This window comes from Mesorhizobium sp. WSM4840, from assembly GCF_055811755.1.
Genome location: NZ_JBVVQD010000049.1, coordinates 1 through 26,721 on the forward strand (window position 1 = coordinate 1; position 26,721 = coordinate 26,721).

Annotated in this window: 25 protein-coding genes and 2 pseudogenes; 14 read left to right on the top strand and 13 right to left on the bottom strand. The window is 63.4% G+C overall.

Annotated features, from left to right (window positions below; genetic code table 11):
- Positions 1–410 precede the first annotated feature (410 nt).
- Together AC0L3I_RS34285 and fixJ are read left to right on the top strand one after the other, a co-directional pair.
- Positions 411–647: pseudogene (locus tag AC0L3I_RS34285) on the top strand (ATP-binding protein); the annotation flags it as partial.
- A gap of 42 nt (positions 648–689) precedes the next feature.
- Complete coding sequence (gene fixJ / locus AC0L3I_RS34290) at positions 690–1,307, top strand: response regulator FixJ (protein ID WP_473529893.1); 618 nt, start codon at positions 690–692, stop codon at positions 1,305–1,307.
- Between the two features lie 133 nt (positions 1,308–1,440).
- Here fixJ and AC0L3I_RS34295 read toward each other — a convergent pair whose 3' ends face one another.
- On the bottom strand, positions 1,441–2,004 hold the full coding sequence (locus AC0L3I_RS34295; RefSeq protein WP_473489377.1) for a TetR/AcrR family transcriptional regulator: 564 nt from the start codon (positions 2,002–2,004) through the stop codon (positions 1,441–1,443).
- 110 nt (positions 2,005–2,114) lie between these two features.
- On the opposite strand from AC0L3I_RS34295, the gene AC0L3I_RS34300 reads away from it, so the two are divergent.
- Together AC0L3I_RS34300 and AC0L3I_RS34305 are read left to right on the top strand one after the other, a co-directional pair.
- Positions 2,115–2,903, top strand: coding sequence for an SDR family NAD(P)-dependent oxidoreductase (locus AC0L3I_RS34300; protein WP_473529874.1), 789 nt, complete (start codon positions 2,115–2,117; stop codon positions 2,901–2,903).
- Positions 2,904–2,964: 61 nt separating this feature from the next.
- On the top strand, positions 2,965–4,059 hold the full coding sequence (locus AC0L3I_RS34305) for an alkene reductase (RefSeq protein ID WP_473489379.1): 1,095 nt from the start codon (positions 2,965–2,967) through the stop codon (positions 4,057–4,059).
- Positions 4,060–4,238: 179 nt separating this feature from the next.
- Here the strand turns inward: AC0L3I_RS34305 and AC0L3I_RS34310 are convergent, their stop codons facing one another.
- The 4 genes from AC0L3I_RS34310 to AC0L3I_RS34325 all read right to left on the bottom strand — a co-directional run bounded on the left by AC0L3I_RS34310 (position 4,239) and on the right by AC0L3I_RS34325 (position 8,360).
- Positions 4,239–5,891 carry a flotillin family protein gene (locus tag AC0L3I_RS34310; protein ID WP_473529875.1) on the bottom strand — a complete coding sequence of 551 codons (1,653 nt, stop codon included), beginning with the start codon at positions 5,889–5,891 and terminating at the stop codon, positions 4,239–4,241.
- Between the two features lie 106 nt (positions 5,892–5,997).
- On the bottom strand, positions 5,998–6,618 hold the full coding sequence (locus AC0L3I_RS34315; RefSeq protein ID WP_473529876.1) for an OB-fold-containig protein: 621 nt from the start codon (positions 6,616–6,618) through the stop codon (positions 5,998–6,000).
- Positions 6,619–6,623: 5 nt separating this feature from the next.
- Positions 6,624–7,688 carry a PspA/IM30 family protein gene (locus AC0L3I_RS34320; RefSeq protein ID WP_473529877.1) on the bottom strand — a complete coding sequence of 355 codons (1,065 nt, stop codon included), beginning with the start codon at positions 7,686–7,688 and terminating at the stop codon, positions 6,624–6,626.
- A gap of 306 nt (positions 7,689–7,994) precedes the next feature.
- Positions 7,995–8,360, bottom strand: a complete 366-nt coding sequence (locus AC0L3I_RS34325) for a winged helix-turn-helix transcriptional regulator (RefSeq protein WP_473529878.1) — start codon at positions 8,358–8,360, stop codon at positions 7,995–7,997.
- 107 nt (positions 8,361–8,467) lie between these two features.
- On the opposite strand from AC0L3I_RS34325, the gene AC0L3I_RS34330 reads away from it, so the two are divergent.
- On the top strand, positions 8,468–9,172 hold the full coding sequence (locus AC0L3I_RS34330; RefSeq protein ID WP_473529879.1) for a glutathione S-transferase family protein: 705 nt from the start codon (positions 8,468–8,470) through the stop codon (positions 9,170–9,172).
- Positions 9,173–9,343: 171 nt separating this feature from the next.
- Complete coding sequence (locus AC0L3I_RS34335; RefSeq protein ID WP_473529880.1) at positions 9,344–10,168, top strand: DUF2189 domain-containing protein; 825 nt, start codon at positions 9,344–9,346, stop codon at positions 10,166–10,168.
- Positions 10,169–10,256: 88 nt separating this feature from the next.
- On the opposite strand, the gene AC0L3I_RS34340 is transcribed toward AC0L3I_RS34335, so the two are convergent.
- The 3 genes from AC0L3I_RS34340 to AC0L3I_RS34350 form a co-directional block, all read right to left on the bottom strand.
- Complete coding sequence (locus tag AC0L3I_RS34340) at positions 10,257–10,889, bottom strand: LysE family translocator (protein WP_473529881.1); 633 nt, start codon at positions 10,887–10,889, stop codon at positions 10,257–10,259.
- 335 nt (positions 10,890–11,224) lie between these two features.
- Positions 11,225–11,965 carry a hypothetical protein gene (locus tag AC0L3I_RS34345; protein WP_473529882.1) on the bottom strand — a complete coding sequence of 247 codons (741 nt, stop codon included), beginning with the start codon at positions 11,963–11,965 and terminating at the stop codon, positions 11,225–11,227.
- Positions 11,857–13,308 (bottom strand): TadE/TadG family type IV pilus assembly protein, encoded by a 1,452-nt coding sequence (locus tag AC0L3I_RS34350; RefSeq protein ID WP_473529883.1) that lies wholly within the window; start codon positions 13,306–13,308, stop codon positions 11,857–11,859. The genes AC0L3I_RS34345 and AC0L3I_RS34350 overlap by 109 nt, the downstream gene beginning before the upstream one ends.
- A 196-nt stretch (positions 13,309–13,504) precedes the next feature.
- On the opposite strand from AC0L3I_RS34350, the gene AC0L3I_RS34355 reads away from it, so the two are divergent.
- On the top strand, positions 13,505–14,365 hold the full coding sequence (locus AC0L3I_RS34355; protein ID WP_473529884.1) for a TIGR01459 family HAD-type hydrolase: 861 nt from the start codon (positions 13,505–13,507) through the stop codon (positions 14,363–14,365).
- 9 nt (positions 14,366–14,374) lie between these two features.
- The gene (locus AC0L3I_RS34360; RefSeq protein ID WP_123151556.1) at positions 14,375–15,358 is read left to right on the top strand and encodes a bifunctional riboflavin kinase/FAD synthetase; all 984 of its coding nucleotides are present in this window, start codon (positions 14,375–14,377) and stop codon (positions 15,356–15,358) included.
- A gap of 2 nt (positions 15,359–15,360) precedes the next feature.
- Here AC0L3I_RS34360 and AC0L3I_RS34365 read toward each other — a convergent pair whose 3' ends face one another.
- Complete coding sequence (locus tag AC0L3I_RS34365) at positions 15,361–15,915, bottom strand: HdeD family acid-resistance protein (RefSeq protein WP_473489390.1); 555 nt, start codon at positions 15,913–15,915, stop codon at positions 15,361–15,363.
- Between the two features lie 339 nt (positions 15,916–16,254).
- On the opposite strand from AC0L3I_RS34365, the gene AC0L3I_RS34370 reads away from it, so the two are divergent.
- Positions 16,255–17,181, top strand: coding sequence for an alpha/beta hydrolase (locus tag AC0L3I_RS34370; RefSeq protein ID WP_473489391.1), 927 nt, complete (start codon positions 16,255–16,257; stop codon positions 17,179–17,181).
- Between the two features lie 219 nt (positions 17,182–17,400).
- Positions 17,401–18,149 (top strand): annotated as a pseudogene (locus tag AC0L3I_RS34375) (MipA/OmpV family protein).
- A 3-nt stretch (positions 18,150–18,152) separates the two neighbouring features.
- Here AC0L3I_RS34375 and AC0L3I_RS34380 read toward each other — a convergent pair.
- From AC0L3I_RS34380 to AC0L3I_RS34390, 3 genes are all read right to left on the bottom strand, one after another.
- Positions 18,153–18,587 (bottom strand): RES family NAD+ phosphorylase, encoded by a 435-nt coding sequence (locus AC0L3I_RS34380; protein WP_473529885.1) that lies wholly within the window; start codon positions 18,585–18,587, stop codon positions 18,153–18,155.
- A gap of 3 nt (positions 18,588–18,590) precedes the next feature.
- A complete protein-coding gene (parS, locus tag AC0L3I_RS34385; protein WP_473489393.1) occupies positions 18,591–19,013 on the bottom strand; it encodes a type II RES/Xre toxin-antitoxin system antitoxin in 423 nt (140 codons plus the stop codon).
- Between the two features lie 65 nt (positions 19,014–19,078).
- Positions 19,079–19,264, bottom strand: a complete 186-nt coding sequence (locus AC0L3I_RS34390) for a hypothetical protein (protein WP_473489394.1) — start codon at positions 19,262–19,264, stop codon at positions 19,079–19,081.
- A gap of 58 nt (positions 19,265–19,322) precedes the next feature.
- Here AC0L3I_RS34390 and ileS point away from each other — a divergent pair, with 58 nt between their 5' ends.
- Both ileS and AC0L3I_RS34400 read left to right on the top strand, forming a co-directional pair.
- Entirely contained in the window at positions 19,323–22,307 is a 2,985-nt protein-coding gene (gene ileS, locus AC0L3I_RS34395) for an isoleucine--tRNA ligase (RefSeq protein ID WP_473529886.1), read from the top strand.
- A gap of 190 nt (positions 22,308–22,497) precedes the next feature.
- Positions 22,498–23,172, top strand: a complete 675-nt coding sequence (locus AC0L3I_RS34400) for a hypothetical protein (RefSeq protein WP_473529887.1) — start codon at positions 22,498–22,500, stop codon at positions 23,170–23,172.
- A 131-nt stretch (positions 23,173–23,303) separates the two neighbouring features.
- Here AC0L3I_RS34400 and AC0L3I_RS34405 read toward each other — a convergent pair whose 3' ends face one another.
- Positions 23,304–23,756, bottom strand: coding sequence for a nucleoside deaminase (locus tag AC0L3I_RS34405; protein ID WP_473489398.1), 453 nt, complete (start codon positions 23,754–23,756; stop codon positions 23,304–23,306).
- Between the two features lie 176 nt (positions 23,757–23,932).
- Here AC0L3I_RS34405 and AC0L3I_RS34410 point away from each other — a divergent pair, with 176 nt between their 5' ends.
- The gene (locus AC0L3I_RS34410) at positions 23,933–26,047 is read left to right on the top strand and encodes a pseudouridine synthase (protein WP_473529888.1); all 2,115 of its coding nucleotides are present in this window, start codon (positions 23,933–23,935) and stop codon (positions 26,045–26,047) included.
- A complete protein-coding gene (gene rsmD, locus AC0L3I_RS34415; RefSeq protein WP_473529889.1) occupies positions 26,028–26,582 on the top strand; it encodes a 16S rRNA (guanine(966)-N(2))-methyltransferase RsmD in 555 nt (184 codons plus the stop codon). The genes AC0L3I_RS34410 and rsmD overlap by 20 nt, the downstream gene beginning before the upstream one ends.
- Positions 26,583–26,721: the final 139 nt, after the last annotated feature.

A 26,721-nucleotide genomic window follows, 5' to 3' on the forward strand; every position in this document is an offset into this window, starting at 1 on the left:
AAAACTCGCAACCTGGGATACCGACTACCTGATGGCAGCTCTCCAAGCCCGTTAACCTGGACTCGTTGCCCTGGGCGAATGGGCTACGCGTTTGCCAGCTTCTGCGATGGCACGCTGCTCACGGCTCTCGTCCGCGCCTTCCGTCGGAAGAACATGATGGACAAACGGCCGCGTTGGCTCGATCAGCGAACTGGCCAGGGCAGAGAAGCTCAAGACCTCCTACGTCGCGTAGTTCCTACGCCCTGCGCTGCTCGAGCCCGACGTTGTTGAGGCGATTCTCGATGGTCGGCAGCCACCTACTGCAGCTTCAGCGGCTCATGCGCGGGTTTCCGATCGAGTGGACGGAGGCAGGTAAGCCGTCTCACGTTGAACCCCGATTTGACCCGTAGCTGAGTTGCGCGCTCCGCAAGATGGAGGGCAACTTTGCGCCGATTCTGGTCATTTCGCCGACCCCTCCCGTCCTCCAGAAGCGGACATCGCTGGTTCAACGCCCCGGGCATCGATCCGGCGGTGCAAAACCGGCTTTCCAGCCCTTCATGACGACCAAGAAGCACGGCATGGGAGTGGGCCTGTCGATCTGCAGGACGATTGTCGAATCCCACGGCGGCAAGATCTGGGCCGAGTCTGCCCCAGGACAGGGAACCACGTTCGGCTTCACCTCCGGTCCGTGGAGCGAGAGGAGCTTTCCGATGCAGGCTGAAGCCGTGGTGCATGTGGTCGATGACGATCTGGCTGTCCGTCAGTCGCTGGCATTCCTGCTCGCGTCGGACGGCCTTGCGGTCAGGCTGCACGAATCCGCCTCCGCCTTCCTGGAAGACGTGGAGGGCTCGGCGTCCGGCTGCGTCGTTACCGACGTGCGGATGCCGGGCATCGATGGCATCGAATTCCTGCGTCGCCTGAAGGCTCGTGGCTCGCTTCTCCCTGTGATCGTGATGACGGGCCACGCCGACGTGCCCATGGCGGTCGAGGCAATGAAGGAGGGCGCGATCGATTTCATCGAGAAGCCGTTCGATGACGACCTGCTCATCGCGACGATCCGCTCCGCGCTTGGCCGCCGGACGAAGACCATCCAGGACGGCGCACACGTCAGGGAGGCGGCGAGCCGGGTAGGATCGCTCACAGAACGCGAACGCCAGGTCCTGGACCTGCTCGTCGACGGCAAGGCGAACAAGGCGATCGCGCACGAACTCGGCATCAGCCCGCGAACGGTCGAAATCTACAGGGCCAATGTCATGTCGAAGATGCAGGCGAAGAGCCTGTCCGAGCTCGTCCGGCTGGCGTTGTTGGCCGACCGCTCCGCTCAGTAGGGCCAGGTTCTGTGCGTCTTCGCCTGCGCAAGGATGCTGAGGCGCTGATGCCCGCCAGCGTGCCGGCGGCGGAGGCCGAGACACCGGCGCCTTCGGCGGGCAGTACGGTGGCGCAAGCCCGGCCGCAGACCGCCTATCTGGCAGACACTTGGCTGATCCCGGCATCGATCCAGGCATGCGTCTGTTCCAGAACTTCATCCGAAAGCGCGGGATCGTCGATAGCCCGGGCGAGGATCACTGCCCCCACCATCGCTGCCCAGCATCCGATCGCTGCGCGGCGTCTGCCTGCCGGATCCAACTCCGGCAGCGCCTTGCCGATACGGTCGATCTGCGATCGAAGGCCTTCCGTCATGGCCGAGCGTGCAGCCGGGGTCTGATGGCGAATGGCCGCGGCAAGGCCTGCCGTCGGGCAACCACCAGCGGCGTTGTCGCGATGACGGGGCGAAAGATAGGCGTCTACATAAGCGCGAAGATCGGCCCCTGCGCTTGAGTCCGCGGCGAGGACATGGGCAAGGGTCTGCGCGATCAGGTCGTCCTTTGAGCTGAAATGGCCATAGAAGCCGCCATGGGTGAGTCCGGCGGCTTTCATCACCTCCGCCACGCTGACCGCGTCGAAGCCCTTGTCGCGAAACAGCCGGCCGGCAACATCCAGAATTCGGCGACGGTTCTCCGCCATCTGTTCTCGACTGACCTTCATTTCAAAATTCTCCGCCGGCCCCGTTGACATTTACATGATGGCTATCATATTAAACAGCAATCATGATGATCGTCATGAATATAGAGTCCATCAGAGAAAAGAGCAATGCCATGACCACCATTCCGTCAGTCCTCATAACCGGTGCCTCCACCGGCATCGGAGCCGCATATGCCGAGCGCTTCGCGCGCCGCGGGCACGACCTCGTGCTGGTTGCCCGTGATATGGCACGAATGGAGGCTCTGGCGGCCCGTCTGCGTCAGGAAAATGGCGTGGCGCTCGACATCATCCAGGCTGATCTTACGCAGCCTGCCGAGCTTGCAACGGTAGAGACGAGGCTGCGCGATGACGCCCGCATCGGGATCCTCGTCAACAATGCCGGAACGGCCATCGGCGGAAGCTTTATCGAGCAGAGCACCGATGACGTCGCGCGGCTGGTTGCGCTCAACACGACCGCGCTTCTGCGGCTAGCCAGCGCCATCGCCCCGCGTCTTGCGGCGGCCGGCGAAGGGGCGATCGTCAACATCGGCTCGGTGGTCGGCCTGGCGCCGGAGTTCGGCATGACGGTCTACGGCGCAACCAAAGCCTTCGTGCTGTTTCTGTCGCAGGGACTCAGCCTCGAGCTCGCGCCGAAGGGTGTCTACGTCCAGGCCGTGCTTCCCGCCACGACGCGAACGGAGATCTGGGAACATGTCGGCGCCGACGTCAACACGCTTTCCAACGTGATGGAGGTGGACGATCTGGTGGATGCGGCGCTGGTCGGCTTCGACCGCCGCGAACTGGTGACCATCCCGCCGCTACCCGATGCCGGGCAGTGGGACGCGCTTCAGGCCGCGCGCCAGGCCATGCTTCCGAACTATCGGAACGAACATCCCGCCAAGCGGTACCGCACGGTCGCCTGAGCATGAACGAAGCCATTTCGATAAGCGACCCCGCCGCGGCGGGGACAAACAAAGGTGACCTATGACGAGCACAACGCTGTTTGAGCCCTATACTCTCGGCTCGCTCACTCTCTCCAATCGTATCGTCATGGCGCCGCTGACGCGCAATCGCGCTGGCCCGGGCTTCGTTCCAGGCGATCTCGCCGCGCAGTATTACGGCCAGCGCGCGTCGGCCGGCCTGCTGATTTCCGAGGCCACGCAGATCTCGCAGCAGGGACAGGGCTATCAGGACACGCCCGGCATCTACTCCCAGGCGCAGATCGACGGCTGGCGCAAGGTCACCCACGCCGTGCACACCAAGGGTGGCCGGATCTTCCTGCAGCTCTGGCATGTCGGCCGCGTCTCACATGTCGACCTGCAGGAGCATGGCGCCGCGCCCGTCGCGCCCTCGGCGATCCGGGCCGCGACCAAGACATTCGTCAGCAACGGCTTTGTCGACGTTTCGGAGCCCCGCGCGCTCGAGCTCGACGAGCTTCCGGGGATCGTCAACGATTTCAGGCAAGCAGCCGCGAACGCCATCGAGGCCGGCTTCGATGGCGTCGAGATTCACGGCGCCAACGGCTATCTGCTGGACCAGTTCGCCAAGGACAGCGCTAATGTCCGCACCGATGCTTATGGCGGATCGGTCGAGAACCGCGCCCGGCTGATGCTGGAGGTTGCGACTGCGGTGGTCGAGGAGATCGGCGCTGAGCGCACCGGCATCCGGATTTCGCCCATTTCGCCCGCCAACGGTGTCTCGAGCGGCGCCCCCCAGGCGCAGTTCGACTACATCGTCGATCAACTCGACGCCTTGGGCATCGTCTACATCCATGTCGTCGAGGGCGCCACGGGCGGACCGCGCGATGTCGCGCCATTCGACTTCGGATCGCTCCGCCGGCGCTTCAACAACACCTATATCGCCAACAACGGCTATGACCTCGAACTCGCGGCGTCGCAGCTCGCCGACGGCAAGGCGGACCTGTTCGCCTTCGGACGCCCATTCATCGCCAATCCCGACCTTGTGGAACGGCTGAAGACGCGCGCGCCGCTGGCGGAGTTCAACCCGGCGACGCTCTATGGCGGCGGCTCCGCCGGCTATACCGACTATCCCGCGATCACCGCCTCAAGCCACCCATGAGCCATCGGAGGGCCGCGCCTGCGAGGCAGCCATCCCAACTCGACGGCAGCACCGGCGCTTTCGCCGGTGGGCAGGACGGTGGCGGCAAGGCCGCCTGCCTGACATAAGCGCGATCCTGACTGCCAAATAGACCGGGCGTGGATTGTTTCCACGCCCGATCAAATCAGCGTTTGGGCAGTTCAGGCCTTCGGTATCCCAGCCAGGGGGGCGACCAGCTCGTCGTCCTCCACGTCTGCCTCCTCGAACAGATCGGCCCCGTCAGCATCCGTTTCCCGCCGCCGCGTCGAGACCAGATCCTTTAGAGAGCCACCGGCGCCGGCGATGCCAGCTTCCTTCAGGAGCGCGTCAATCAGAGACTTGTTGCCGGTGAACTTCAGCAGCTGGTCGGCCAGATCGCCCGGACCCGAACGCCCGCCTTCGCCGCCCGAGCGACCGCCCGAAAATCCCGCCGTGTCGAACACGCGGATGCTATCGATACGGCTCGCCGGCTCCATCAGCGCCTTTAGTGCTTCCGGTAGCATGGTGATCCGGGCCTGCGTCAGTTCAAGCTGGATCAGCCGGTCGGAGAGCAGGTTGCGCGCTTCGTTCGTGGCGCGGATGGTCGCCGCCTCCGCCTCGCCTTCCGCGATCACGCCCTCGGCGCGGACCTTCATCGCTTCCGCTGCCGCGCGGGCTTCCACCAGCGCCGCCTCGGCGCGGTCTTCCGCCGCTGCTTTTTCGGCGCTCGCGCCAACTGTCACCGACACAGCCTCAGATTCCGCCGCTTCCTGCGCTTGCAGAACGGCGATCTGCCTGGCGCGGTCGGCGATTTCGCGTTCGCGCGCCGTCTGCACCTTTTCTTGAGCAGCAACCGTCAGCGCCTCGGCCTCGCGGGCCTTGGCTTCAGCCTGGCTGGTTTCCTGGCTCTTCTTGGCGATGGCCACCGCCATATTCTGGCGCGACAATTCAACCTCGCGCTCAGAGTTAATGCGCGCCTCTTCCTTGGCGCGCTGCGCTTCCGCCGCATGCTCGGCGATCTCGCGTTCGCGCGCGATCTGCGCCGCCTGTTCGGCGAGCTTCGCCGCTTCCTCGGCCTTGGCCATTTCGGAGCGCGTGGAGGCCTGCTTGGAGACTACGTCGCGCTCCTGCTCCAGCCGCGCCTCTTCCTCTTGCCGCTTCAACGCGTACTTTTCGCGCGAGGCGTTCAGGTCCTGCTCGGCAATCGCTACTTCGGTCTTCCGGGTCACCTCGTTGCGCTCCTTGCGGCGCTGTTCGGTGATGGTTGTCAGCTTGGCCAAACCGACGGCGTCGAAGGCGTTGGTTTCGTTGAAGAACTCACGCGGCGTCTGGTCGAGGCCCGTCAACGACACCGATTCCAGCTCAAGCCCGTTCGAGCGCAGATCGGTCTCGACTGCGTCCTGCACCGCCTTCACGAAGTCTGAGCGATTCTCATGCAGTTGATCGAGCGTGTTGCGCGCGGCCACAGAGCGCAGCGCGTCGACCAGCTTGGCTTCCACCAGATCCTGGATTGCCTTCGGGTCGTTGACACGGTCGCCCAGCGTCTGCGCAGCGAGGCCGATGCCGTCATCCGTGCCGTCGACGCGTACGTAAAACTCGGCACGGATGTCGACGCGCATGCGGTCAGAGGTGATGAAGGCGTCCTCGCGGCGGCGGTCGACCACCAGCTTGACGGTGTTGAGCTTGACCTTCGCCAGCGCATGCAAGATGGGCAGGATCAGCGCGCCGCCGTCTTTGACCACTCTGCGGCCGCCGACGCCGGTACGCACAAAGGCCTCGTCACGTTCGGCGCGCTGGTAGAGCCGCCCGAGCACAAAGCCGATCACCGCGATCACGAAGAGAACGATGCCGACCCAGATCAGAAATTGAACTATGTTGTCCATACTTTGCCCCCAGATTTGAAAGTGTTTGATGCTCGGCTTTGCTCAGAGCGCGCTCTGGCTAGATATGCTCCTCGAACGGGACTATGAGCCAGACACGACCGGGTCCCTCGGCGGCTTTCACCACCACGACTACGGCGCCTTTCTCGATTTTCATTCCCGCGTCTGCGGGCCGCGCCCGCAGCGTATGCAATTCGCCATGCTCATCGCGCACTCGGATCGAGCCGGGCCGACCGTCATCCAGCGGCCCGAGCGTGACCGTGCCGCGACGCCCGACCAGATGATCGTGGTTGACAGCGTAGCTCTCGTCCTGCGGCAGGAGATGAGCGATCCAGCCGCCGGTGATCTTCGTGACCATCACCGCCGCCGGCGCCGCCCCAAAAGCGTAGCTCCACGCCGGCAAGACCGGGAAGATCTGCCACAGCATGATTCCGACCATGCCGAATGTGACCAGCAGAAGCAGTATCAGGATGGCGAAGGGTACCCGACCGAAATTCAGCCAGTCGAATACGTCGCCTAGATGTGTGGCGTCGAGGAGGTGGTCGACCGTGCCGTCTTCGCCGCCACCATGGTCAAAATGTCCGGCTCCAACATAGAACAGGACGATCTGCAGGACCCCTAGCAACATCCCTGCCAGCAATGGATAGAGATAGAGCGCCGGTGCGTGGAGAATATCTGCCATCGGCGCTACTTCTTACCCTTGAGTTCGCTGCGCAGTGTCGCCAGCCGGTCGTCAATGCGGCGCTGGCGCCCAAATTCTTCGAGTTCGACAAGATCGTTGTCGCGCGGCTTGCCAGCGGGCAGGTCGGTCAGCCGCGCCACGCTGGAAAGCGCGGCCGCAATGCGATCCTCTGGTGCGGGTTTGCGGAACCCGCCGTCAGCGTTGCCCACCGTGCCCGGCTTCTGCGCCTCGCGGGCGCGCCGCGCTATCTTCACCCGCTCCTCGGAATCGCGGCGGGCCGCACTTGCGGCGCTCAGCGCGCCTCGCGCTTCGTCAATGCGCACATCAACATCCTGGATCAGCTTATCGATAGAGGTGGCCTGCGCGTCGATGTCGTCCTGACGGCCAATACCGGCCCGTGCGAGGTCTTCGCGGCCCTCTTGCAGGGCGACACGGATATTCTGGTCCAGCCCCTCGCGTTCTTCAGTCAGGTCGTCTTTCTGCAAGGTGTAGCGCTTGCGCTCGGCGATCAGCGCTGCGAGGTTGGACTTCAATTCGTCGGCGGCCTTGTCGATCTCGCGGATCGCTTGTTCGGCCACCGCCTCGGGAGCCTTCTTCTCAAGGCCGTCGATCACGGTTGCGACCAGGCCGGCGGCGAGGCGCGAAACGCGCCCGGAAATGGATTCGGTCTGCATGGCTTCGATCTCCCTGTGTTGCATGTCCGCCGACAGCGGAACGGTGAGCAGATAGGCCCCGTTATCCCGTACGAGGTGAGAAAGTTGCGCCTTCTCTTGGCTATCGGAGTAGCCGGTGGCCAGGAATCCCGCGATCACACGCCCCTCGACGGTAGAAATCGAAACCTTGTCGACGCCCTTGAAGGACATGAGCTTGTCGTCAAGCGGCAGCCGGTCGGACGACCAGGCGCCGGAGGCGTATTCGCGAATGCCATTGGTCACCAGTCGCGCCGGCAGGCCCGTCTCGGCGCGGATCGCTTCATAGGCGAGCTTCTGGAGTTCAAACGTGTTGGTGCGTTGGGTAGAGTCGGTGCGATCCAGGATGTCGTGCATGACGGCATAAGCCGCGAAAGTCATGTCGATGGCGCTTTCGCCAGCGCGGGTCAGGATCAGCTTGTAGTGCGCTGTCTTCATCTTGTTCTCCCTCCCAATCACCTAGCAGGTGATTGAGGGGATTTCAAGCCACAATCACCAAAAACGTGATTTGGTGCTGCGAAGGGTTAACGCACATGTGTTGTTTGGCGAAATTCCGCAGGTAGCGAGTGTTGGCCAGAAGGCAACTTCTGGCGCTGCGCGCGCATCCGGTATTCCGGCCCGGACGGCAGATCCGACCCAAAGCGGTTGCACAGCCTATGGTTGCAAGCGTCAGGTTCTCAGCGCTGGCTAGGCCGCTGTGTCCAGCTTCGTTTCCGCCGTCGATGAGACCCCGCCGGCCCGATCGTCCTCGGTATCTTGCCACCAGTCGCCCAGGGCGTCGATGAGCGGCACAAGCTTGAGACCCGCTGCCGTGAGATCATAGTCCACGCGTAACGGATAGCCGGCATACGCCGTTCGACGCACAATCCCGGCTTCCTCCAGCTTGCGCAGTTCCAGCGCCAGAATGCGGTGCGACACGGTCGGGTTGTCACGCCTCAAATCGCTGAAGCGCTTGGTCCCGTCCTTGAGATAGTAGAGCAGCAAGGTCGGCCAGCGACCGCTGAGCACACGCATGGTCTCTTCGATCGGGCAGCTTGAGACGACATCTTTCATGACGGGTCCCTGGTTACAGAATAGTGCGTAATTTACATGGGACGACCAGCGTTTAGGGTCAAGCTTCGCTGCGCAGCGTGATCCCTAAACATGGAAGAGACAAAGAAATGGAACCTATCCTCCTTTACGGCGTCCCGGCGGGAAGTTCGATGGGGCTTGTCGCTGCTTTTGAACGCGTCGGACAGCCCTACCGCCTGTCTCGCGTCGACATGCTCACCGAAATGAAGAACGACGCCTATGCCCGCATCAACGGCCGTCAGGAAACGCCGGTGTTGATCACGGACGAAGGCAGAGTGCTCACCGAGACCATGGCGATTGCCGCCTGGCTCGAAGCCCGCGACACGCAACGTCGCATCAGCTTCGATCCTCGCTCGCCGGAAGCTGACCGGATGCATCAGCTGATGGCTTTCGTGAACACCGGTTTCACCGCCGCTTTCACCCCGCTCTGGGCTGCATATGAAATGGAATCGGCCGAGCCGGTCCTGCTGGCGACGTTGCGCGACTTCGGCCGCAAGGCCGTTACTGAGCGCCATGACCGGCTTGAGGCGATGATCGTCGACACCGCCTTTCTGGTCGGCGATCGACTGACGCTTGCCGACACTACGTTGATTGGCGTGGCGCGCTGGGCGGAATTTCACCAGGCGGTCGACGGGGCGGCTTACCCCAAACTGGCCGCCTTGCGCCGCCGGATCGAAAGCGATCCGGACGTGCGATATGCGCAGGCCATCGAGGACGGCGAAAAGCCGGCGGGTTCGGGCGCCTGCCTTGGCCATATTCCGCTGGCCGGGGTCCTTGAACGATTTGGCGCCTAGCCTCTTTTCAGTCGCGCGGCACGAACACGCCCTATGCCGCGCGGCGTTCGCTCCAACACCACCCGATTCGCGACAAGCACATCAAATTCGGCTATCATGCCATCGCTCTTGAAGTGGCAGCTATGGGCGGCCATCCTGGCGGTGGCCGCCCCCGGATACGGGAGAATGGTTATGGCCAGCTTTCATGTCATGTCGGACGCGCGTGGGATGCACGTGCAGCCCAGGGTGCGGCGCATCACCACGGCGGATCTGCCGGATGTGCTGCGGCTCGGCGTCGAGGATTTCTGGGCAAAGCCATCGCATTACGTGTTCCTATGCCTGATCTATCCGGTGGTCGGATTGATCTTGGCGCAATGGACATCCGGCGCCAACGCCATCCAGCTCATCTATCCCTTGATGTCCGGCTTCGCCCTGCTTGGACCGTTCGCCGCGATTGGTCTCTACGAGATCAGCCGCCGCCGCGAACTCGGCATGGACACGTCCTGGTGGCACGCGCTTGACGTGCGCCACTCGCCGGCGCTGCCGGCGATCGCGGTCATCGGCGCTATGCTGGTGGCACTGTTCCTGCTCTGGCTGTACACCGCGCAATCGATTTACACCGGCCTGTTCGGCAATCAGCCGCCGGCCTCGATCGGCGGCTTTGTGCGCGAGGTGCTGACAACGCCCAAAGGCTGGACGCTGATCCTGTTCGGCAATGCGGCTGGCTTCGTCTTCGCCGCGATCGTGCTGGCGACGACCGTCGTCGCTTTCCCGCTGCTGCTCGACCGCGATGTCGGCGCAGTCTCGGCAATCGAGACCTCGGCACGGGCGGTGATGACAAATCCGCTGCAGATGGCGCTGTGGGGCCTGGTGGTCGCCGTGCTGCTGGTCATCGGCTCGATCCCGCTGTTTGCCGGGCTCGCCGTCGTCATGCCCGTGCTCGGCCATGCGACGTGGCATCTCTATCGCAGGGTGGTCGAACCCGAGCGGGCGCAACAGGACCGGCGGCCGATGTAGGCTAGAGCAGCGGTGCCGCCGCCTTATCTTTTTGTTTGAGCATCGGATTTTCCCAAAACCGTACCGACTTTTGGGTCCGATGCTCTGGTTAACGCTGCGCGTCGGTCGCCATCTTTAGGGCCAGTGCGGTCAGCACCGTGCCCATCATCCAGCGCTGGATCACCAGCCATAGCGGCCGGCCGGCGAGGAAGACGGCGATCGAGCCGGCCGTAACCGCTATGACCGCGTTGACGGTGAGGCTGATCGCGATCTGCGTGGTGCCGAGCACCAGAAGCTGCGACAGCACGTGACCCTTGCCGGGGCTGATGAACTGCGGCAGCAGCGACAGATAAAGCACCGCCACCTTCGGGTTGAGCAGATTGGTCATCAGGCCCATGGCGAACAATTTGCGCGGCCTGTCCTTCGGCAGTTCCCGGACCTGGAACGGCGAGCGTCCGCCTGGCCTCACTGCTTGCCAGGCAAGCCACAAAAGGTAGAGCGCGCCGGCAAAGCGCAGCGCATCATAGGCGTAAGGCACGGCAAGCAGCAGCGCGGTGATGCCGAATGCCGCCGACAACACGTAGAAGACAAAGCCGAGCGCCACGCCACCGAGCGAGATCAGGCCGGCCTTCGGTCCCTGTGACAGCGACCGCGAGATCAAATAGATCATGTTCGGGCCAGGCGTCAGCACCATGCCGAGGCAGACCAGCGCGAAGGCGAGATGGTTGGTGGCTTCGGGCACAGGTGCATCTCCGGATGGCGGTGGGGACACTCACCATGTCCGTTCGACCGCCGCAAGGGCAAGGTGGCGATAGCCTTTGCGCCAGCGTTGACAATTGGCGAAAGCGGCGACGTTGCCAATCTCCCCCCGTGCGGGGGAGATGCCCGGTAGGGCAGAGGGGGTGCTGTCCTGGGTGCTGTCCCGCCGGCCTATCAGCCAATCGCATCAACGCCACAAGGCCGGTCTCCAGTTGGAAATGGATCCCACAAAAAGTCTGCGATCCTACCCACCCCCCTCTGGCCTGCCGGCCATCTGCCCCGCAAGGGGGGAGATCGGCAGCTTCGGCGAGGTCATCCTCAGCCGACGATGCGCAGGTTCGACAATTCGTTGGCGATTTCCTTGAAATTGTCCGACAGCGTCGCCCCGGTCGCGTTCCAGAACAGCTTGGCCGGTTTGGTCGGATCGGTGGGATCCATGCGGAAGCGCGAGTCTGACGAGCAGGCCTTCAGCGCGTCGAGTGCTTTCTTGTCGCCGGCATCGCTGGTCGACAGGTCGAGCGCGACGGTCATGACGAGAATGTTCGAATTCTTCGCGTTGGCGCAAAGGGTCTGCATCTGCTCGTCCAGCGCGGCGGTGTAGTTGGCGCCGGTGTAGGTGGTCTTGCCGATGTCGGTGCTCGTGTTCATGAACAGGCGCGTCACGCTTCCAGACCCCGGATATGTCAGACCGGTGTAGCCGTAAGCGGCATAGGTCGACCTGTTGTTGGCATAGCCGCTGTCGCTGACGGCGCTGTAGGTATTGGCGCCGTCAGTCAGCACGATCACCACTTTGTCGTTGCCCCTTTCGGTGTTCGGCCGGCCCTCGGTGAAAGGTTCGTTGCTCGATACCGTCCGCCAGCCCCAGGCAAGGCCTTCCGGCACGTTGGTGTTGCCGTTCGGCGCCATGGCGTCGATGGCGTTCTTGATCTCCTCTTTCTCGGCAAGCTGGCTCACGTCCTTGAGCGTCGTGATCGGGTTGGTCGTGCAGGACGCATTCGGGCCATCGCCCGAGGCGGCCGACGTCGAGCCGTAGGGCTTGACCAGGAAATATTTGCGCATGTCCGACTGCCGCTGGGAAGCGGTCGGATCTGCGGCGAAGGGCCAGTCAGCCCACCAGTTGTTGCCGTAATTATACAACGTGCTGCCGACGTCGTTGACACCGTCGTGGTTGAAATCGAGCCAGAGGGTGTGCGAGGCTCGTCCGGTGCAAACATCGGCACGAACAGCGTCGCAGGCGTGGCCGTGTTCGGGGTGGTGTCGTCGTTGTTATACGGGTGCGGCCTCGCCTCGACGCAACCCTGCCAGCTCGCATAGCGGCTGGTGGTGTAGATATATTCCGGGGTGGTCCAATGGCCGGTCCGGCAAGTGCCGTTTCTCCTGTATTCGTCGCAGATATATTGCTTGCTGTTGGGCACTTCTTCGCGGCCGGACTCGACGGTCATGTCGGCGTAGAGGCTGAAACGGGTCAGTGGTTGATCCTGGGTGTCGCCCCAGCCGGTGCCGCGCTTGCACCAGACGCCGTTGAATTTCTCGGCGTATTTGTCCGGATTGTCGGCGGGGGTCATCATCGTCCAGTCGAAATCCTCGTGCTGGATCGGGGCGATGCCGTCCTGGTCCATCCAGCTATCCTGGTCATGGGTGGGACCGACATTGACCGCAGCAGCGAACGGCACGAGGGAGAACTGCACCGGTTTGCTGACCTGCTTCATCTGCTGTGCCTGCAGCGCCAGCGTATCGACAAGCTGCTTGGCGGCAGTCTTCAGCAGGTCTATTCGCTTCGCGCCGGTGCCGGAGCCCAGATTATTCATCGAGCCGGAATTGTCGAGCACAAGGGCTACTTCCAGCGTGTTCTTGAGGCGGATTTCCGAGCACGCCGTGAAGGTTGTATCGCTGGTGGTCCCGCCGCCCATCAGCATGGCGGCGGCCGGCAGAAAATAGGGGTGGTACGTCAGGGCGCTGCAGAGCTTCAACGTACCGCCACCCGCATTGTTGTTGGGCAGGGTGACGGTAAGCAACGTATTGGCCGGATCGACAGGGCCGAGATTGGCTTCGAAGAAAGTCTTGGCATAGGCCTTGGCGTCGTCGTCGCTTGCGCCGGAGACGATCTTATGAGCGGTGGCGAGGCCGGCGCCGTCCAGGGCATTCAACGTAGCGTGCTTCTGGCGGAGCAGTTCCGAGTAGTCGACGCTGAGCGCCAAGCCGCCCATGAGCGGCACCATGGTGATGACCGTCATCAGCGTATAGTTGCCACGCCGGTCCCTACCGAATTTTCGGATCATTGCCTTCAGCACCCCGCCAGTCGGCGAACGATGCCACCAATCCTTCAATTTCAGATTGCTAAAATATGTCCAAGATCGGCTCATTTTTTCAAAGCTCGTTAACCACGCCGCCGATGGCGGCAATGCCGCCCGCGATTTGGACCGGCTAAAGCTCTGGAAAACGAGAATTTTTGTGCCGTGCGATCATGCCTTCATTTCGGGGCGGCGATGCTGAACGCGGCGAAAGCTGGTGACAGGGTGAAGAGCTTCGGTTAATGCGGTCCGGTCGCTGCGGATCGTCGGCGGCGGCGCTCGCAACCATCATGACCTGGGAAACGATATGGCGGATTCGCCCGATATCATCGGCTCGCTCGCGGATTTGTCGGCAGCCTATTCTGCCATTCTTTGCGATGTCTGGGGCGTGGTCCACAATGGCGAACGGCATTTCCCGGCCGCGGCTCTGGCGCTGGCGACCGCACGCGAGGCGAAGATACCTGTGGTGCTGATTACCAATTCGCCACGCCGCAGCGCCGATGTGGTGGCGCAGATGAATGCGATCGGCGTTCCCTCGGAGGCCTACGACCGCGTCGTCACCTCCGGCGATGTGACCCGCGACCTGATCATCGAGGGCCCGCGAAAGATCTTCCATATCGGCGCCGATCGCGATTTCACGCTCTATGACGGGCTTGATGTCGAACTCGTCGAGGAGTTCGAGGCATCCGGCGTGGTCTGCACCGGGCTGTTCGACGACGAGGTCGAGAAGCCGGAAGACTACGCCGATCTTCTGCGGCGGCTACGTGCCAGGAACCTGCCCTTCATCTGCGCCAACCCCGACATCGTGGTCGAGCGCGGCGAGCGGATGATCTGGTGCGCCGGGGCCTTGGCCCGCGACTATGCCCAGCTCGGCGGGCGGACGCTGATCGCCGGAAAACCTTATGCCCCGGTCTATGACGTCGCGATGAAGGAGATCGCCGACCTGCTCGGCCACCCGGTCGAGCGCTCGGACGTGCTGGCCATCGGCGACGGCATGATGACCGACATCAAGGGTGCTGCCGACAACGGCTTCGACGTGCTCTACGTGTCGGGCGGCATCCATGCCCGCGACTACGGTGATACGCTACAACCGGATCCGGCCAGGCTAATTGCCTTTCTGGAAAGGCACGGCTACTGGCCGGTCGCGGTCATTCCGAGACTGCAGTAGGGTCGCTCGATGACGGAAGCCTTCGAACGCGTTTCTGCAATCTCGCCGCTGCCGGCCCATTTGCGTGGTGGCGTGGTGGCGATCGGCAATTTCGACGGTGTGCACCGCGGCCACCAGGCGGTGCTCGAGCGCGCGCTTGCCGAGGCCTGCCGGCGCGGCGTGCCGGCTCTGGTGCTGACCTTCGAGCCGCATCCGAGAAAGGTGTTCCGGCCTGAGATACCGCTGTTCGTGCTGACGCCGCCGCCGATGAAGGCACGGTTGTTGTCGTATCTAGGCTTTGCCGCACTCGTCGAACAGCCGTTCACGCGCGACTTCGCCGCACTGTCGGCGGAAGCGTTCGTGACCGACGTGCTGGACAGGAATCTCGGCATCATTCACGCCGTGACCGGCTTCGACTTCCACTTCGGCAAGGACAGGCAAGGCGGCCCGGCCTATCTGATGGCGGCCGGCGAACGCCACGGCTTCGGCGTCACCCTGGTTGACGCGTTTCGCGACGAGGGCGCCGAGGTGGTGTCGTCGAGCCGGATCCGCGCGCTGCTATGCGAAGGCACGGTGGGCGAGGCGGCCGGCCTGCTCGGCTACCGCTTCACGGTCGAAAGCGAGGTGATCGGCGGCCAGCAGCTTGGCCGGACGCTCGGCTTTCCAACCGCCAATATGAGGCTTTCGCCGGAAGCCACTCTGAAGGAAGGGATTTATGCCGTCCGCTTCCGTCGCGCCGACGGTACGCTTCATGATGGTGTTGCCAGCTTCGGTCGCCGCCCGACCGTCGATGACAACGGCGCGCCGCTTCTGGAAACTTTCGTTTTCGATTTTTCCGGCGATCTCTACGGCGAGATATGCGCGGTGTCCTTCTTTGGTTTCCTGCGCGCCGAGGTGAAGTTTGACGGGCTCGACGCGCTGGTCGGGCAGATGAAGCGCGACGAAGTCGAGGCGAGGGCGCTGCTTGCCGGCGTCAGCCCGCTTTCCGAGCTCGACGCGGCCATTGCTTTTTAAACCTACTTCTTCAGCGCCAGGCCGACGGCAATGAAGGCCCAGCCCTGGAAGATCAGGTCGACGGCGAGAAACAGCCCCAGCACCCATACGCTGTTGACTGGCCAGCCCATGGCGATGACCAGGCCTGCCAGCGCGCTGATGACGCCGGCCGCCACCAGCCAGCCCCAGCCTTTTTCCGGTCTGTGCTTGTACCCGACCCAGGCCCTAAGCACGCCTGAAGCGAGAAGGGCGACCGCCAGCAGGAAGGTCAGCACCGCCGAGGCCAGCAGCGGATTGTAGAAGGCGAAGAACCCGGCGACGGCATAGAGGAGACCGCTAAGCAGCCAGTAGAAGAACCGGCTCCAAGTCTTCACACCGAAGGCATGCATGATCTCGATGACACCGGCCATCAGCATCAGCCAGCCGACGACGTAGACCGAGGCGACCGTGGCGATGAACAGATTGCCGAAGGCGATGCCGCCGAGGATCAGCAGCAGCACGCCGAGCCCGACGAACCATCCCCATTTCGCCCGCGTCTGACCGATTGCATCTTTCAAGGCATCGCCGTGCAGTGCCATCGCCCTTCTCCCTCAAGGTTACCTTTGCCGGCTTTGAGGGTAACGCCGATCGGCTTGCCCGTAAAGCGAGCAGGCTGCGAGCGCCACAGCCCGAGCGATCCGCTTGCCAGACGTTCGCTTTTGATCCGAAGCGGCGAAATATCTGATGGAATATTCGACTATGTGCTGGGGGCAGTGCTAAAACATGACGAGCGGGTTACGGGCCACCCCGTCCTCCCGTGTATTCGCCATGGCGCAATTGTAACGAAAAATTCCCAGTGCTGGCATTGGCGCTTTATGGATGACGTGTGGCTGCTGCTGTCCGCCGTTTTCTACGTTTGATGAGACTAGGGAAGCAAAATGAGCGATGCGGACGAACACCTCGATCTGACGGAGATCAACGCCGTCCGCAGCTTGTTGGAGTCAAAGCCACGACCGGTGGGCTGGGACGAACGCCGGGCGCGGCTCGACGAGGTTGGTTCGGTGTGGCCGATTGCGGACGACATCCAATGCGAGGATGCGGTTTTCGACGGCCTAGAGGGAGAGTGGTCGCTAGCGCCTGGGAGTGACAGGGATAAGGTTCTGCTCTTTTTCCACGGTGGTGGCTACTGCTCGGGCTCGCTCAAAAGTCATCGTCGAATGGTGACTGAGGCAGGTCGAGCAATGGGAATGCGCACCCTCGCGATCGACTATCGACGAGCACCGGAACATCCTTTTCCTGCGCAGCATGCAGACGCGCTCACGGCATGGCGCTTTCTGAGCCGGCAAGGGGTCGCGCCGGATCGCATCGTGGTTGGCGGAGACAGTGCGGGCGGCAACCTCACCCTGTGCTTGGTCGGTATATTGCGCGCGGCAGGCGAGCGGTTACCGCGATCTCTTTGGCTGGTCTCGCCCTGGACGGACCTTTCGATGTCCGGCGCGACACTATCAACTAAGGACGCGATCGACCCTATCATCCACCGGGCGTATTTGGAGGAACTGGTTACCGCCTATGTTCCCCATGGCGTTGGCCGGCGCGATCCCCTGATCTCGCCGTTGTTCGCCGATCTGAGCGGATTTCCCCCAATGCTGATACAAGTCGGTTCTGCCGAGACGCTGTTGTCGGACGCAACTCGGCTCGCGGAAGCCGCTGGTGCGGCTGATGTCAAAGTACGACTCGAAATTTGGCCGCATATGATTCACGCCTGGCCGGTTTGGAATGCAGGATTGAGTGCCGGTCGCCGCACTCTTCACAGCGCGGGCATGTTTGTGAATATTTGTAACCCTTGGGTGGGCGGCCAAGGTTAAATACGGCTATCGCCAAATTCCAACAGCAGCCGAGACATTCAGGCTGGAAAGCGAGATGGCAGCTGCTGTGAATTCCAGACGTCTTGATCTGGAATCTTGGCGGGCCATACAATCGACTGCAATGCGGAACAGTACGACCAACACCGCCGATGTTACGGATATTAAGTTAAATTTTACCGAACTGGCGCCATGGCTTGTGAAGGCTGGTTGTGTCGGCCAATGCGTTCTGTCCGAGCGATCCCGGTGGTTCTGGCCGCCTTCATACTTGGGGCCTCCGGTGCCGCCGAAGCCGGTGAGGGCGCCTTGGGCTGGCTGTCCGGCGACTGGTATTTGACGGTCGGCGCCACCGGCATGGTCGCGCCGAATTTCGAGGGCGGCAAGAAATACCTGCTCAGCGCCTCGCCGATCATCTCGCTCGGCAAGGCCGGTCCTGCGGCCCGCTTCACCTCGCGCAACGACAACATCTCGCTGGGGTTGATCGACGACGGCGGCCTCCGCGCCGGACTGGCCGGAAAATTGCTGTTTTCGCGCGATGGCGACGACGCCGACGAGCTGAAAGGCCTTGACCCGGTGCGCTGGGGTGGCGAGGCCGGCGGCGCCCATAGCGGCTTTGTCGCCGACATCGCCGCCGACGCCTTCTATGATGTGACGCCGGACGTCAGAATTTCGGGCGGGCCGCGCGTTTCGTTCGCCTCGTCGGACTATTTCGACGCCTACTACGGCGTTAACGCCGAGGAAGCCGTGGCTTCGGGCCTCAGCCAATACCGTCCGGGCGGCGGCGTGAAGTCGGCGGCCTCGGCGGCGCGGTGACCTGGAAAGTGACCGAGCCGATGACGGCCAGCCTGTTCGGCGAATATTCGCGCCTGATGGGCCCGGCGGCCGATTCCAGCCTGGTCAAGGAGCGCGGCTCAAGAGACCAGTTCATGATCGGCGTCTCGACGACGTATCGCTTCGACTTTTCGATGTGAGCACTATCCCAGCAATCGCGTATCGACCGGATGGTTCGTGACGCCAACAATACGGATGCAGTCGCGGGCCAGCAAATCCGGGTTGAGGAGATAGTTTCTTGTGAACGGGACAATTGCACAAGGAACTTCCATGACGGCGTGGGTGGCAGCAGCGACAAAGTTCCTCCCGAGCCGTTGTGTCATGGCCAGATCGTCCTTCCAGTCATCAGGCAAACCAGGAGACGTGATGGCAACGCCATCCGGCATTTCGATCTCCAGAAGCTGATAGGTCTGGGGCATGTCTTCCGCGTCGACATGCACAAGTATCTCGAGAAGTGCCGTGGCCGGGTGATCGGCGCAGTAGACAATTGGTGTTCCCATGACATGCCAACGGCCGCCGCTGACCAAACCACCGACACCCAGCAGGTCGGCGTAGCCGGAAATGCGCCAGAGCCGCATTTGTCAGGCGAAGATGCCATGGTCGATGCGATGGAGCTCTTCTTCCACCAGCGCTGCACCCGTTTCTGACTGCAAGAGGTTGATCGGTGTCTCGTTAAGCACCCTGCTGTGCTTGCGCAGCCAACGCTGCGCCTTTTCGTGATTACCGAAAACCCGATCCGCCATCGCCGAAATCCGTTCAAGCCGCATGACGCGGTCGGACTCGGCGATCGTCAGTGTCTCGTTTCGCTCCCTGCGGCGCGCCAATGTCCGTCGCGGGCCGACGATCCTATAGATTTCGTCATTGCTGAAGCCACGCTGGCGAAGTCCTTCGACCCTGGTGACATGAACGAGAAACCGTTCCGTTGCGGTGTCCGGGATTGCGGCGCCGATACGCTCGGCCTTTGGATTTGGGCTCGGCTGACCCTTGATGTGCAAGCTGGACATGTTTTAGCTCCGCTGCCATATGCCCAAAGATATAGGCGCAATTGGCACATGACGCAAGGAAACCACTAGAGTTCGGGCTTTTCAATATCGCCTGTCTCGGTTAAAAGCCCAGCCATGACGAGCTTTTCGCGCCTTTTCGCGCTGACGATACGAATTACGAGCCCGGTGTTCCGGGCGGCCTGACCGCCGCCGGAGCCGCCGGGAATTTTGCGCGCGGCCTCTCGCGCTTTTTCCAGATCATGATAGTTCAACGACCGGGCTCTTTTGCCGCCGGGCAATGCATATGGCAGACCAATGACCGATACCCCAATGACCGACACTGTTGAAACGATCGACTATTCCAAAACGCTTTATCTGCCCCAGACGGATTTCCCGATGCGCGCCGGCTTGCCCGAGAAGGAGCCGCTGCTGGTCAAGCGCTGGCAGGACTTGGACCTCTACCGCAAGCTGCGCGACAACGCCGCCGGCCGCGAAAAATACGTGCTGCATGACGGCCCGCCCTACGCCAACGGCAACATCCACATCGGCCACGCGCTGAACAAGATCCTTAAGGACGTCATCACCCGCTCGTTCCAGATGCGCGGCTACGACTCGAACTACGTGCCCGGCTGGGATTGTCACGGCCTGCCGATCGAATGGAAGATCGAGGAGCAATACCGCGCCAAGGGTAAGAACAAGGACGAGGTTCCGGTCAACGAGTTCCGTAAGGAATGCCGCGAGTTCGCCGCGCACTGGATCAAGGTGCAGGGCGCAGAATTCCAGCGGCTGGGTGTCGTCGGCGACTTCGACAATCCCTATACGACGATGGCGTTCCGTGCCGAGGCGCGCATCGCCGGCGAACTGTTGAAATTCGCCATGTCCGGCCAGCTCTATCGCGGCTCCAAGCCGGTGATGTGGAGCGTTGTCGAGCGCACCGCGCTGGCCGAGGCCGAGGTCGAGTACCAGGACTATGAGAGCGATACGATCTGGGCGAAGTTTCCGGTCGTCAGCCTCGCTCGTCAGGTCACCAACGTCGAAGATGGGCAGCCAGCCTTGGATCCAAAGCTGACGCAGACGTCACTGGACTTGCTGGAGGCCCACGTCGTCATCTGGACGACCACGCCGTGGACCATCCCCGGCAACCGCGCCGTAAACTATTCGCCCCGCATCAACTATGGCCTCTACGAGGTCACAGCAGCAGAGAATGCTTTCGGCCCGCAACCCGGCGAAAAGCTGATCTTTGCCGACGCGCTGGCCGAAGAGGCTGCCGTCAAAGCCAAAGTGACAATGAATCGTCTCCGTAACGTTTCGGCCGAAGAGCTTGGAAGCCTTACGCTTTCTCATCCCTTCAACGGTTTGAACGGCGGCTACGAATTCCCCGTGCCGATGCTCGCCGGCGACCACGTCACCGACGATGCCGGCACCGGCTTCGTTCACACCTCGCCCAGCCACGGCCGCGAGGACTTCGACGCCTGGACGGACGCTGCATCGGAACTGCGCCAACGCGGCATCGACACGGCGATCCCGTTTCCGGTCGACGATGCCGGCTTCTTCACCAAGGACGCGCCGGGCTTCGGCGCGGACCGCGAGGGCGGAGCGGCGCGCGTCATCGACGACAACGGCAAGAAGGGCAATGCCAACCAGGCGGTCATCGACGAGCTGATCAAACGCAACGCACTGTTCGCGCGCGGCCGGCTGAAGCACTCCTATCCGCATTCGTGGCGGTCGAAGAAGCCGATCATCTTCCGTAACACGCCGCAATGGTTCGTCTATATGGACAAGGATCTGAGCGACGGCACGACGCTGCGCAGCCGTGCCTTGAAGGCCATCGACGACACCCGCTTCGTGCCGGCCGCCGGCCAGAACCGCATTCGCGCCATGATCGAGGAGCGTCCCGATTGGGTGCTGTCGCGCCAGCGCGCCTGGGGCGTGCCGATCGCCGTCTTCGCCGATGCCGACGGCAATGTTCTGCGCGACGAGGCGGTCAACCAGCGCATCGTGGACGCCTTCGAGAAGGAGGGCGCCGACGCATGGTTCGCGGCCGGCGCCAAGGAGCGTTTCCTCGGCAACCACGATGCTTCGAAATGGCAGCAGGTGATGGACATCCTCGACGTCTGGTTCGATTCCGGCTCGAGCCATGTCTTCACTCTCGAGGATCGCCCGGACCTGAAATGGCCGGCCGACCTTTACCTCGAAGGCTCCGACCAGCATCGCGGCTGGTTCCACTCCTCGCTGCTTGAAAGCTGCGGCACCAGGGGCAGGGCGCCTTACGACACAGTCGTCACCCATGGTTTCACCATGGACGAGGAGGGGCGCAAAATGTCGAAATCGCTCGGCAATACAGTCGTGCCGCAGGATGTCATCAAGCAGTCGGGCGCCGATATCCTGCGGCTATGGGTGGTGACGACCGACTACTGGGAAGACCAGCGGCTCGGCAAGAACGTGCTGCAGACCAACATCGACGCCTACCGCAAGCTGCGCAACACCATCCGCTGGATGCTGGGCACGCTTGCCCATGATGATGGCGAGGAAGTACCGCTGGATAAGATGCCGGAGCTGGAGCGGCTGATGCTGCACCGGCTCTCCGAACTCGATGAAGTCGTGCGCGCGGGCTATGACGCCTTCGAGTTCAAGCGCATCACCCGCACGCTGCTCGACTTCATGGTGGTCGAACTGTCGGCCTTCTATTTCGACATCCGCAAGGACGCGCTCTACTGCGAAGCGCCCTCCAGCGTGAAGCGCAAGGCCTCCGTGCAGGTGGTGCGCCATCTGTTCGACTGCCTGGTGAAATGGCTGGCGCCGATGCTGCCCTTCACCATGGAGGAGGCCTGGCTCGACCGTCATCCGGACGCCGTCTCGGTGCATCTCGACCAGTTCCCGCAAATCCCCGTTGACTGGAAGAACGAGGTGCTGGCGGAAAAATGGCGCAAGGTGCGCCAGGTCCGCCGTGTCGTCACCGGCGCGCTGGAGATCGCACGTGCCCAGAAGGTCATCGGCTCGTCGCTGGGAGCGGTGCCGGTCGTCACGCTCGACGATGCGGCGCTCGAAGCAGCGATATCAGACGTCGACATGGCCGAAATGGCGATCACCAGCGATCTGGTCGTTGCGCATGGCGACGCGCCTTCTGGTGCCTTCACGCTGGACGACGTCAAGGGCGTCGCCGTGGTGGTCGAGAAGGCCGAGGACCGGGGCCTGGTCAAATGCGCGCGCTCATGGCGCTACACGGCCGATGTCGGGCAGGACAGGGAATTCCCCGACGTTTCGGCGCGGGACGCGGCGGTCCTGCATGAATTGAAGGCGCTTGGTCGTATATAAGGCGGTGCACAAATGCCACGGCGGGCGGCTGATCGGCCCCCGCTCGTTGCCCTTAACGAGTGGTTGAGGTAAACACGCGAAACTCCGGACGACAAATTGTCGCCGGATTTCCGTCGCAAGAGCATAGATGATGGGAACCGTCCTTTGGCCGGTGGCGATCGAGAGGCTGTCTAGAGTGGGACTTTTTGGCATGACCGAAAGAACTTGCGCGCGCGTTGCGCTGCTGGCGCCGCTTGTCGTATCCGGCTTGGCCCTTTCCGGCTGCATGGGCTCGCCGACCTACGGGACCGACAAGACCGCCTCCGCCCAGCTTGCCGGCGATCTCACCAGCGCTTTTTCAGTCATGCCGAAGAGCAAGGAAAAGATCGACTACAAGCCGCGCCCCGAACTGGTGAAGCCGGCGCCGGGACAGAAGGAATTGCCGCCGCCGCAGGACAGCATCGCGACGGCAAGCGCCGATTGGCCGGAATCGCCCGAGCAACGCCGCGCTCGCCTGCGCGCCGAGGCGACGCTCCATCAGGACGATCCGGACTACCAGGCGCAGATCGTCGATGACGTCCAGACGGATCCAACGGCGGTCAAGGCTGCGATGGCGCAGTCGGCTTCCAGTCATCCGCCGGCCTGGACTCCGGCGGATTCGGACAAGGGCCGCGCCGCCGAGGTCAAGCGCCGCCTCGCCGAAGCCAAGCAGGGTGACCCCAACACCCGCAAATATCTGAGCGAGCCGCCGGTGCAATACCGCGCCGCTGCCGCGACCGCGCCGGTGGACGACATCGGCGAGGACGAATACAAGAAAGAACGCCGCCTCAAGAAGGAAGCGGCCGCCAAGAACAAGAGCGGCATGTTCGACTGGCTGCCGTGGTAAGCTGTCAGCGCTAATGCATGTCGCGCAAAACTGTGCAGCGGTTTTGCGATAACGACATGCATAAACAGCAACCTAAAGCGCGTCGCATGAGGCCGGTCTAACACGACGCGCTTTAGGGAAAGCTGGCGACGCTACGGTTCGCGTCGATCTCTGAAAAAATCCTTCAGAAGCAGCGCCGCGTCGCTTTCGGCCATGCCTGGATAGATATCTGGCACATGGTGGCAGGTCGGCGAGGCGAAGAAGCGCACGCCGTTGACCACGGCGCCGCCCTTCTCGTCGGCGGCGCCGAAATAGAGCCGGCGCAGCCTGGCGAAGGAAATGGCGCCGGCGCACATGGCGCAGGGCTCCAGCGTCACATAGAGATCGTGGCCGGTGAGCCGCTCGCTCGACAGCTTGCGGCAGGCCTCGCGGATCGCCAGCATCTCGGCATGGGCGGTGGGGTCGGAAAGCTCGCGGGTGCGGTTGCCGGCACTGGCAACGACCGTATCGCCGCTGGCGATGACCGCGCCGACCGGCACTTCGCCGCGCAGGGCGGCGGCTTCGGCCTCCTTCAGCGCCAGCGCCATGAAATCCGGCCGCTTCAAGCGGTTTCCATTCCTATTATCTCCTCGCTACTCCGGCGTGATCCTGTTATCTAGCGCATGACCCCGAAAACCGGAATCGGTTTCGGAAGGGATCATGCGCCAAATCACAGTCCTACAGCGTCCTTTGCGCGTCCGTACGGACGCGCGGCGCTGTAGTGCAAACGAGCAAAAGCCACATGGACGACAAAGACAAGAAATTCCCGCGCCGAAAGGGTCCGGGCAAGAACGGCCCGAAACCGTCGGGCCCGCGTGGTCGCGATGCCGCTGCCGGCAAGGGCGGCAAGCCGTCCTTCGGCGCGAAAAGACCTTACGCGCCGCGCGGCGACCGCCCGATGGCGGCTGACGGCGAGCGGCCGAAGCGTGACTTCAAAAGCGGCGACCGGCCGATCAGCAAGGCGCCGCGCCCTGAAGGCAGGCCCTATGAAAAGCGTGAGGGGCCGCGCAAGCCATACGCCCCGCGCGGCGACCGCCCGATGGCGGCTGACGGCGAGCGGCCGAAGCGCGACTTCAAGAGTGGCGACCGGCCGTTCAGCAAAGGGCCGCGCCCTGAAGGCAAGCCTTATGAAAAGCGCGAGGGGCCTCGAAAACCCTATGCGCCACGCGGCGACCGCCCGATGGCAGCCGGCGGCGAGCGGCCGAAGCGCGACTTCAAGAGTGGCGACCGGCCGTTCAGCAAGGGGCCGCGTCCGGAAGGCAAGCCTTATGAGAAGCGCGAAGGTCCGCGCAAGTCCTACGCGCCGCGCGGCGACCGGCCGGCGGCTGCCGAAGGCGAGCGCAGCGAAAGGCGCTTCGACCGTCCCAAGCACGACTTCGGCGATCGGCCCAAGCGCGATTTTGGCGATGATCGGCCCCGAGGGGCCTCGGGCGCTGGCTTCAAGCCGCGCTCGCGTCCGGCCGAGGCGACGGAAGAGGCTGGCGAGCGCATTGCCAAGCGGCTGGCCCGCGCCGGCCTTGCCTCGCGCCGCGATGCCGAGGAGCTGATCGCGGCCGGCCGCGTCAAGGTCAATGGAAGGGTGCTGTCCTCGCCCGCCTTCAATGTGATGCCCGGCGACATCATCCATCTCGACGGCATGGAGATCCCGCCGATCGAGCGCACCCGGCTGTTCCTGTTCCACAAGCCGGCCGGCGTCGTCACCACCAACCGTGATCCCGAGGGCCGCAAGACCGTCTTCGACGTGCTGCCGGCCGACCTGCCGCGGCTGATGACCATCGGCCGGCTCGACATCAACACCGAAGGCCTGCTGCTGCTCACCAATGATGGCGGGCTGGCGCGCGTGCTCGAACTGCCGGCGACCGGCTGGCTCAGGCGCTACCGCGTGCGCGTGCACGGCAAGGTCGAGGAAAGTGCGCTCGCCGGCTTGCGCGAAGGCATCGCCGTCGACGGCGTCTTCTACGGCGCGATTGAGGCGACGCTCGACCGCGAGCAAGGCACCAACGCCTGGCTGACGCTCGGCCTGCGCGAAGGCAAGAACCGCGAGGTCAGGAATATACTGGGCTCGCTTGGTCTCGACGTCACACGGCTGATCCGCATTTCCTACGGGCCGTTCCAACTCGACGACCTGCCCGAGGGCCATGTGCTGGAGATCAAGGGCCGTGTGCTGCGCGACCAGCTCGGCGAACGCCTGGTCGAAGAATCCGGCGCCAATTTCGACGCTGAGATCACCAAGCCGTTTTCCAACAGGCCGGTGCGGCGCGAAGCGGTGCGGGAAGAGGAACCGGAGCGGCCGAAATTCACCCGCGACGGCGAACGCCGTCCGATCGGCGAAGGCGGGCTGATCAAGAACCGCAAACGCCGCGAAGGCAGCCGCGACGAGGCGCTGGGCAAGCTGTCGACAAGTCCCGGCAGAAGCTTTGGGCCGGAAAAGAGCTTTGGTGAGCGTGGCCCCAAATCTGAACGCAGCGGCCCCGAACGCGGCGGCTTTGGCGATCGCGGCCCCAAATCTGAACGGAGTGGGCCGGGCGGCTTTGGCGGCAAACCGGGCGGCGGGAAAAAGTCCGAACGCGAGCAGCGCCCGATCGAGCCGCCGGGCCAGCGCAAGGCCAATGTCTGGATGGCGCCGGGCGCGCGGCCGATCGGCAGGGGCAGGGCGGACGCGGATGCCGCCAAGGCGGCCGAAGCCAAGGAACGCAAGGCTTCGTTCAAGCCGTCTTATGGCAAGCCCGCCAAGCCCGGAGGCGCAAAGCCGTTCGGCAAGCCGCGTGGTGCCGAGGGTGACGGTGCCAAAGGCGGCGACCGGCCACGCAGTGGTCCCAAGGGATCAAGGGGAGGCAATGCGGATCGTCGGCGGTGAGTTTCGCGGGCGTCCGCTGGCGACGCCGCGCTCAAGCGCCATCCGCCCGACCACCGACCGCACCCGCGAGGCTGTCTTCAACGTGCTGGCGCATCGCTTTCCTGATAGGCTGGTCGGCGCGCGCGTGCTCGACCTGTTCGCCGGCACCGGCGCGCTCGGCCTCGAGGCGCTGTCACGCGGCGCATCTTATGGCATCTTCATCGAAGAATCAGCGGAAGGGCGCGGCCTGATCCGCACCAATGTCGAGGCCTTCGGCCTCACCGGGCGTACCAAGATATTCCGTCGCGACGCGACGGCGCTGGGCGAGGCGGGCACGATGGCCGCGTTCGGCCTGGTGTTCGCCGATCCGCCCTATGGCAAGGGCCTGGGCGAGCGTGCCTTGCGTTCGGCCAAGGCCGGCGGCTGGCTCGCCCCCGGCGCGCTCTGCGTCGTCGAGGAGGCGGCAGTGGCGCCGTTCGAGGCAGGGCCGGGCTTTTCGGTTGTCGACGAGCGCAGCTATGGCGAGACGGTCATCCGGTTTATCGAGGTTGGGTGAGCGCGGCGGCGATTGGCGCTTCCTCGCCCCATAGCTTCTCTCCCCCGCTTCGCGGGGGCGAGGAACCGAGCGCCTCGAAAATGACGAACAAATCAATTTGCCTGTGGCAACACCCCCGCCTATCGTCCCATCCCATGAC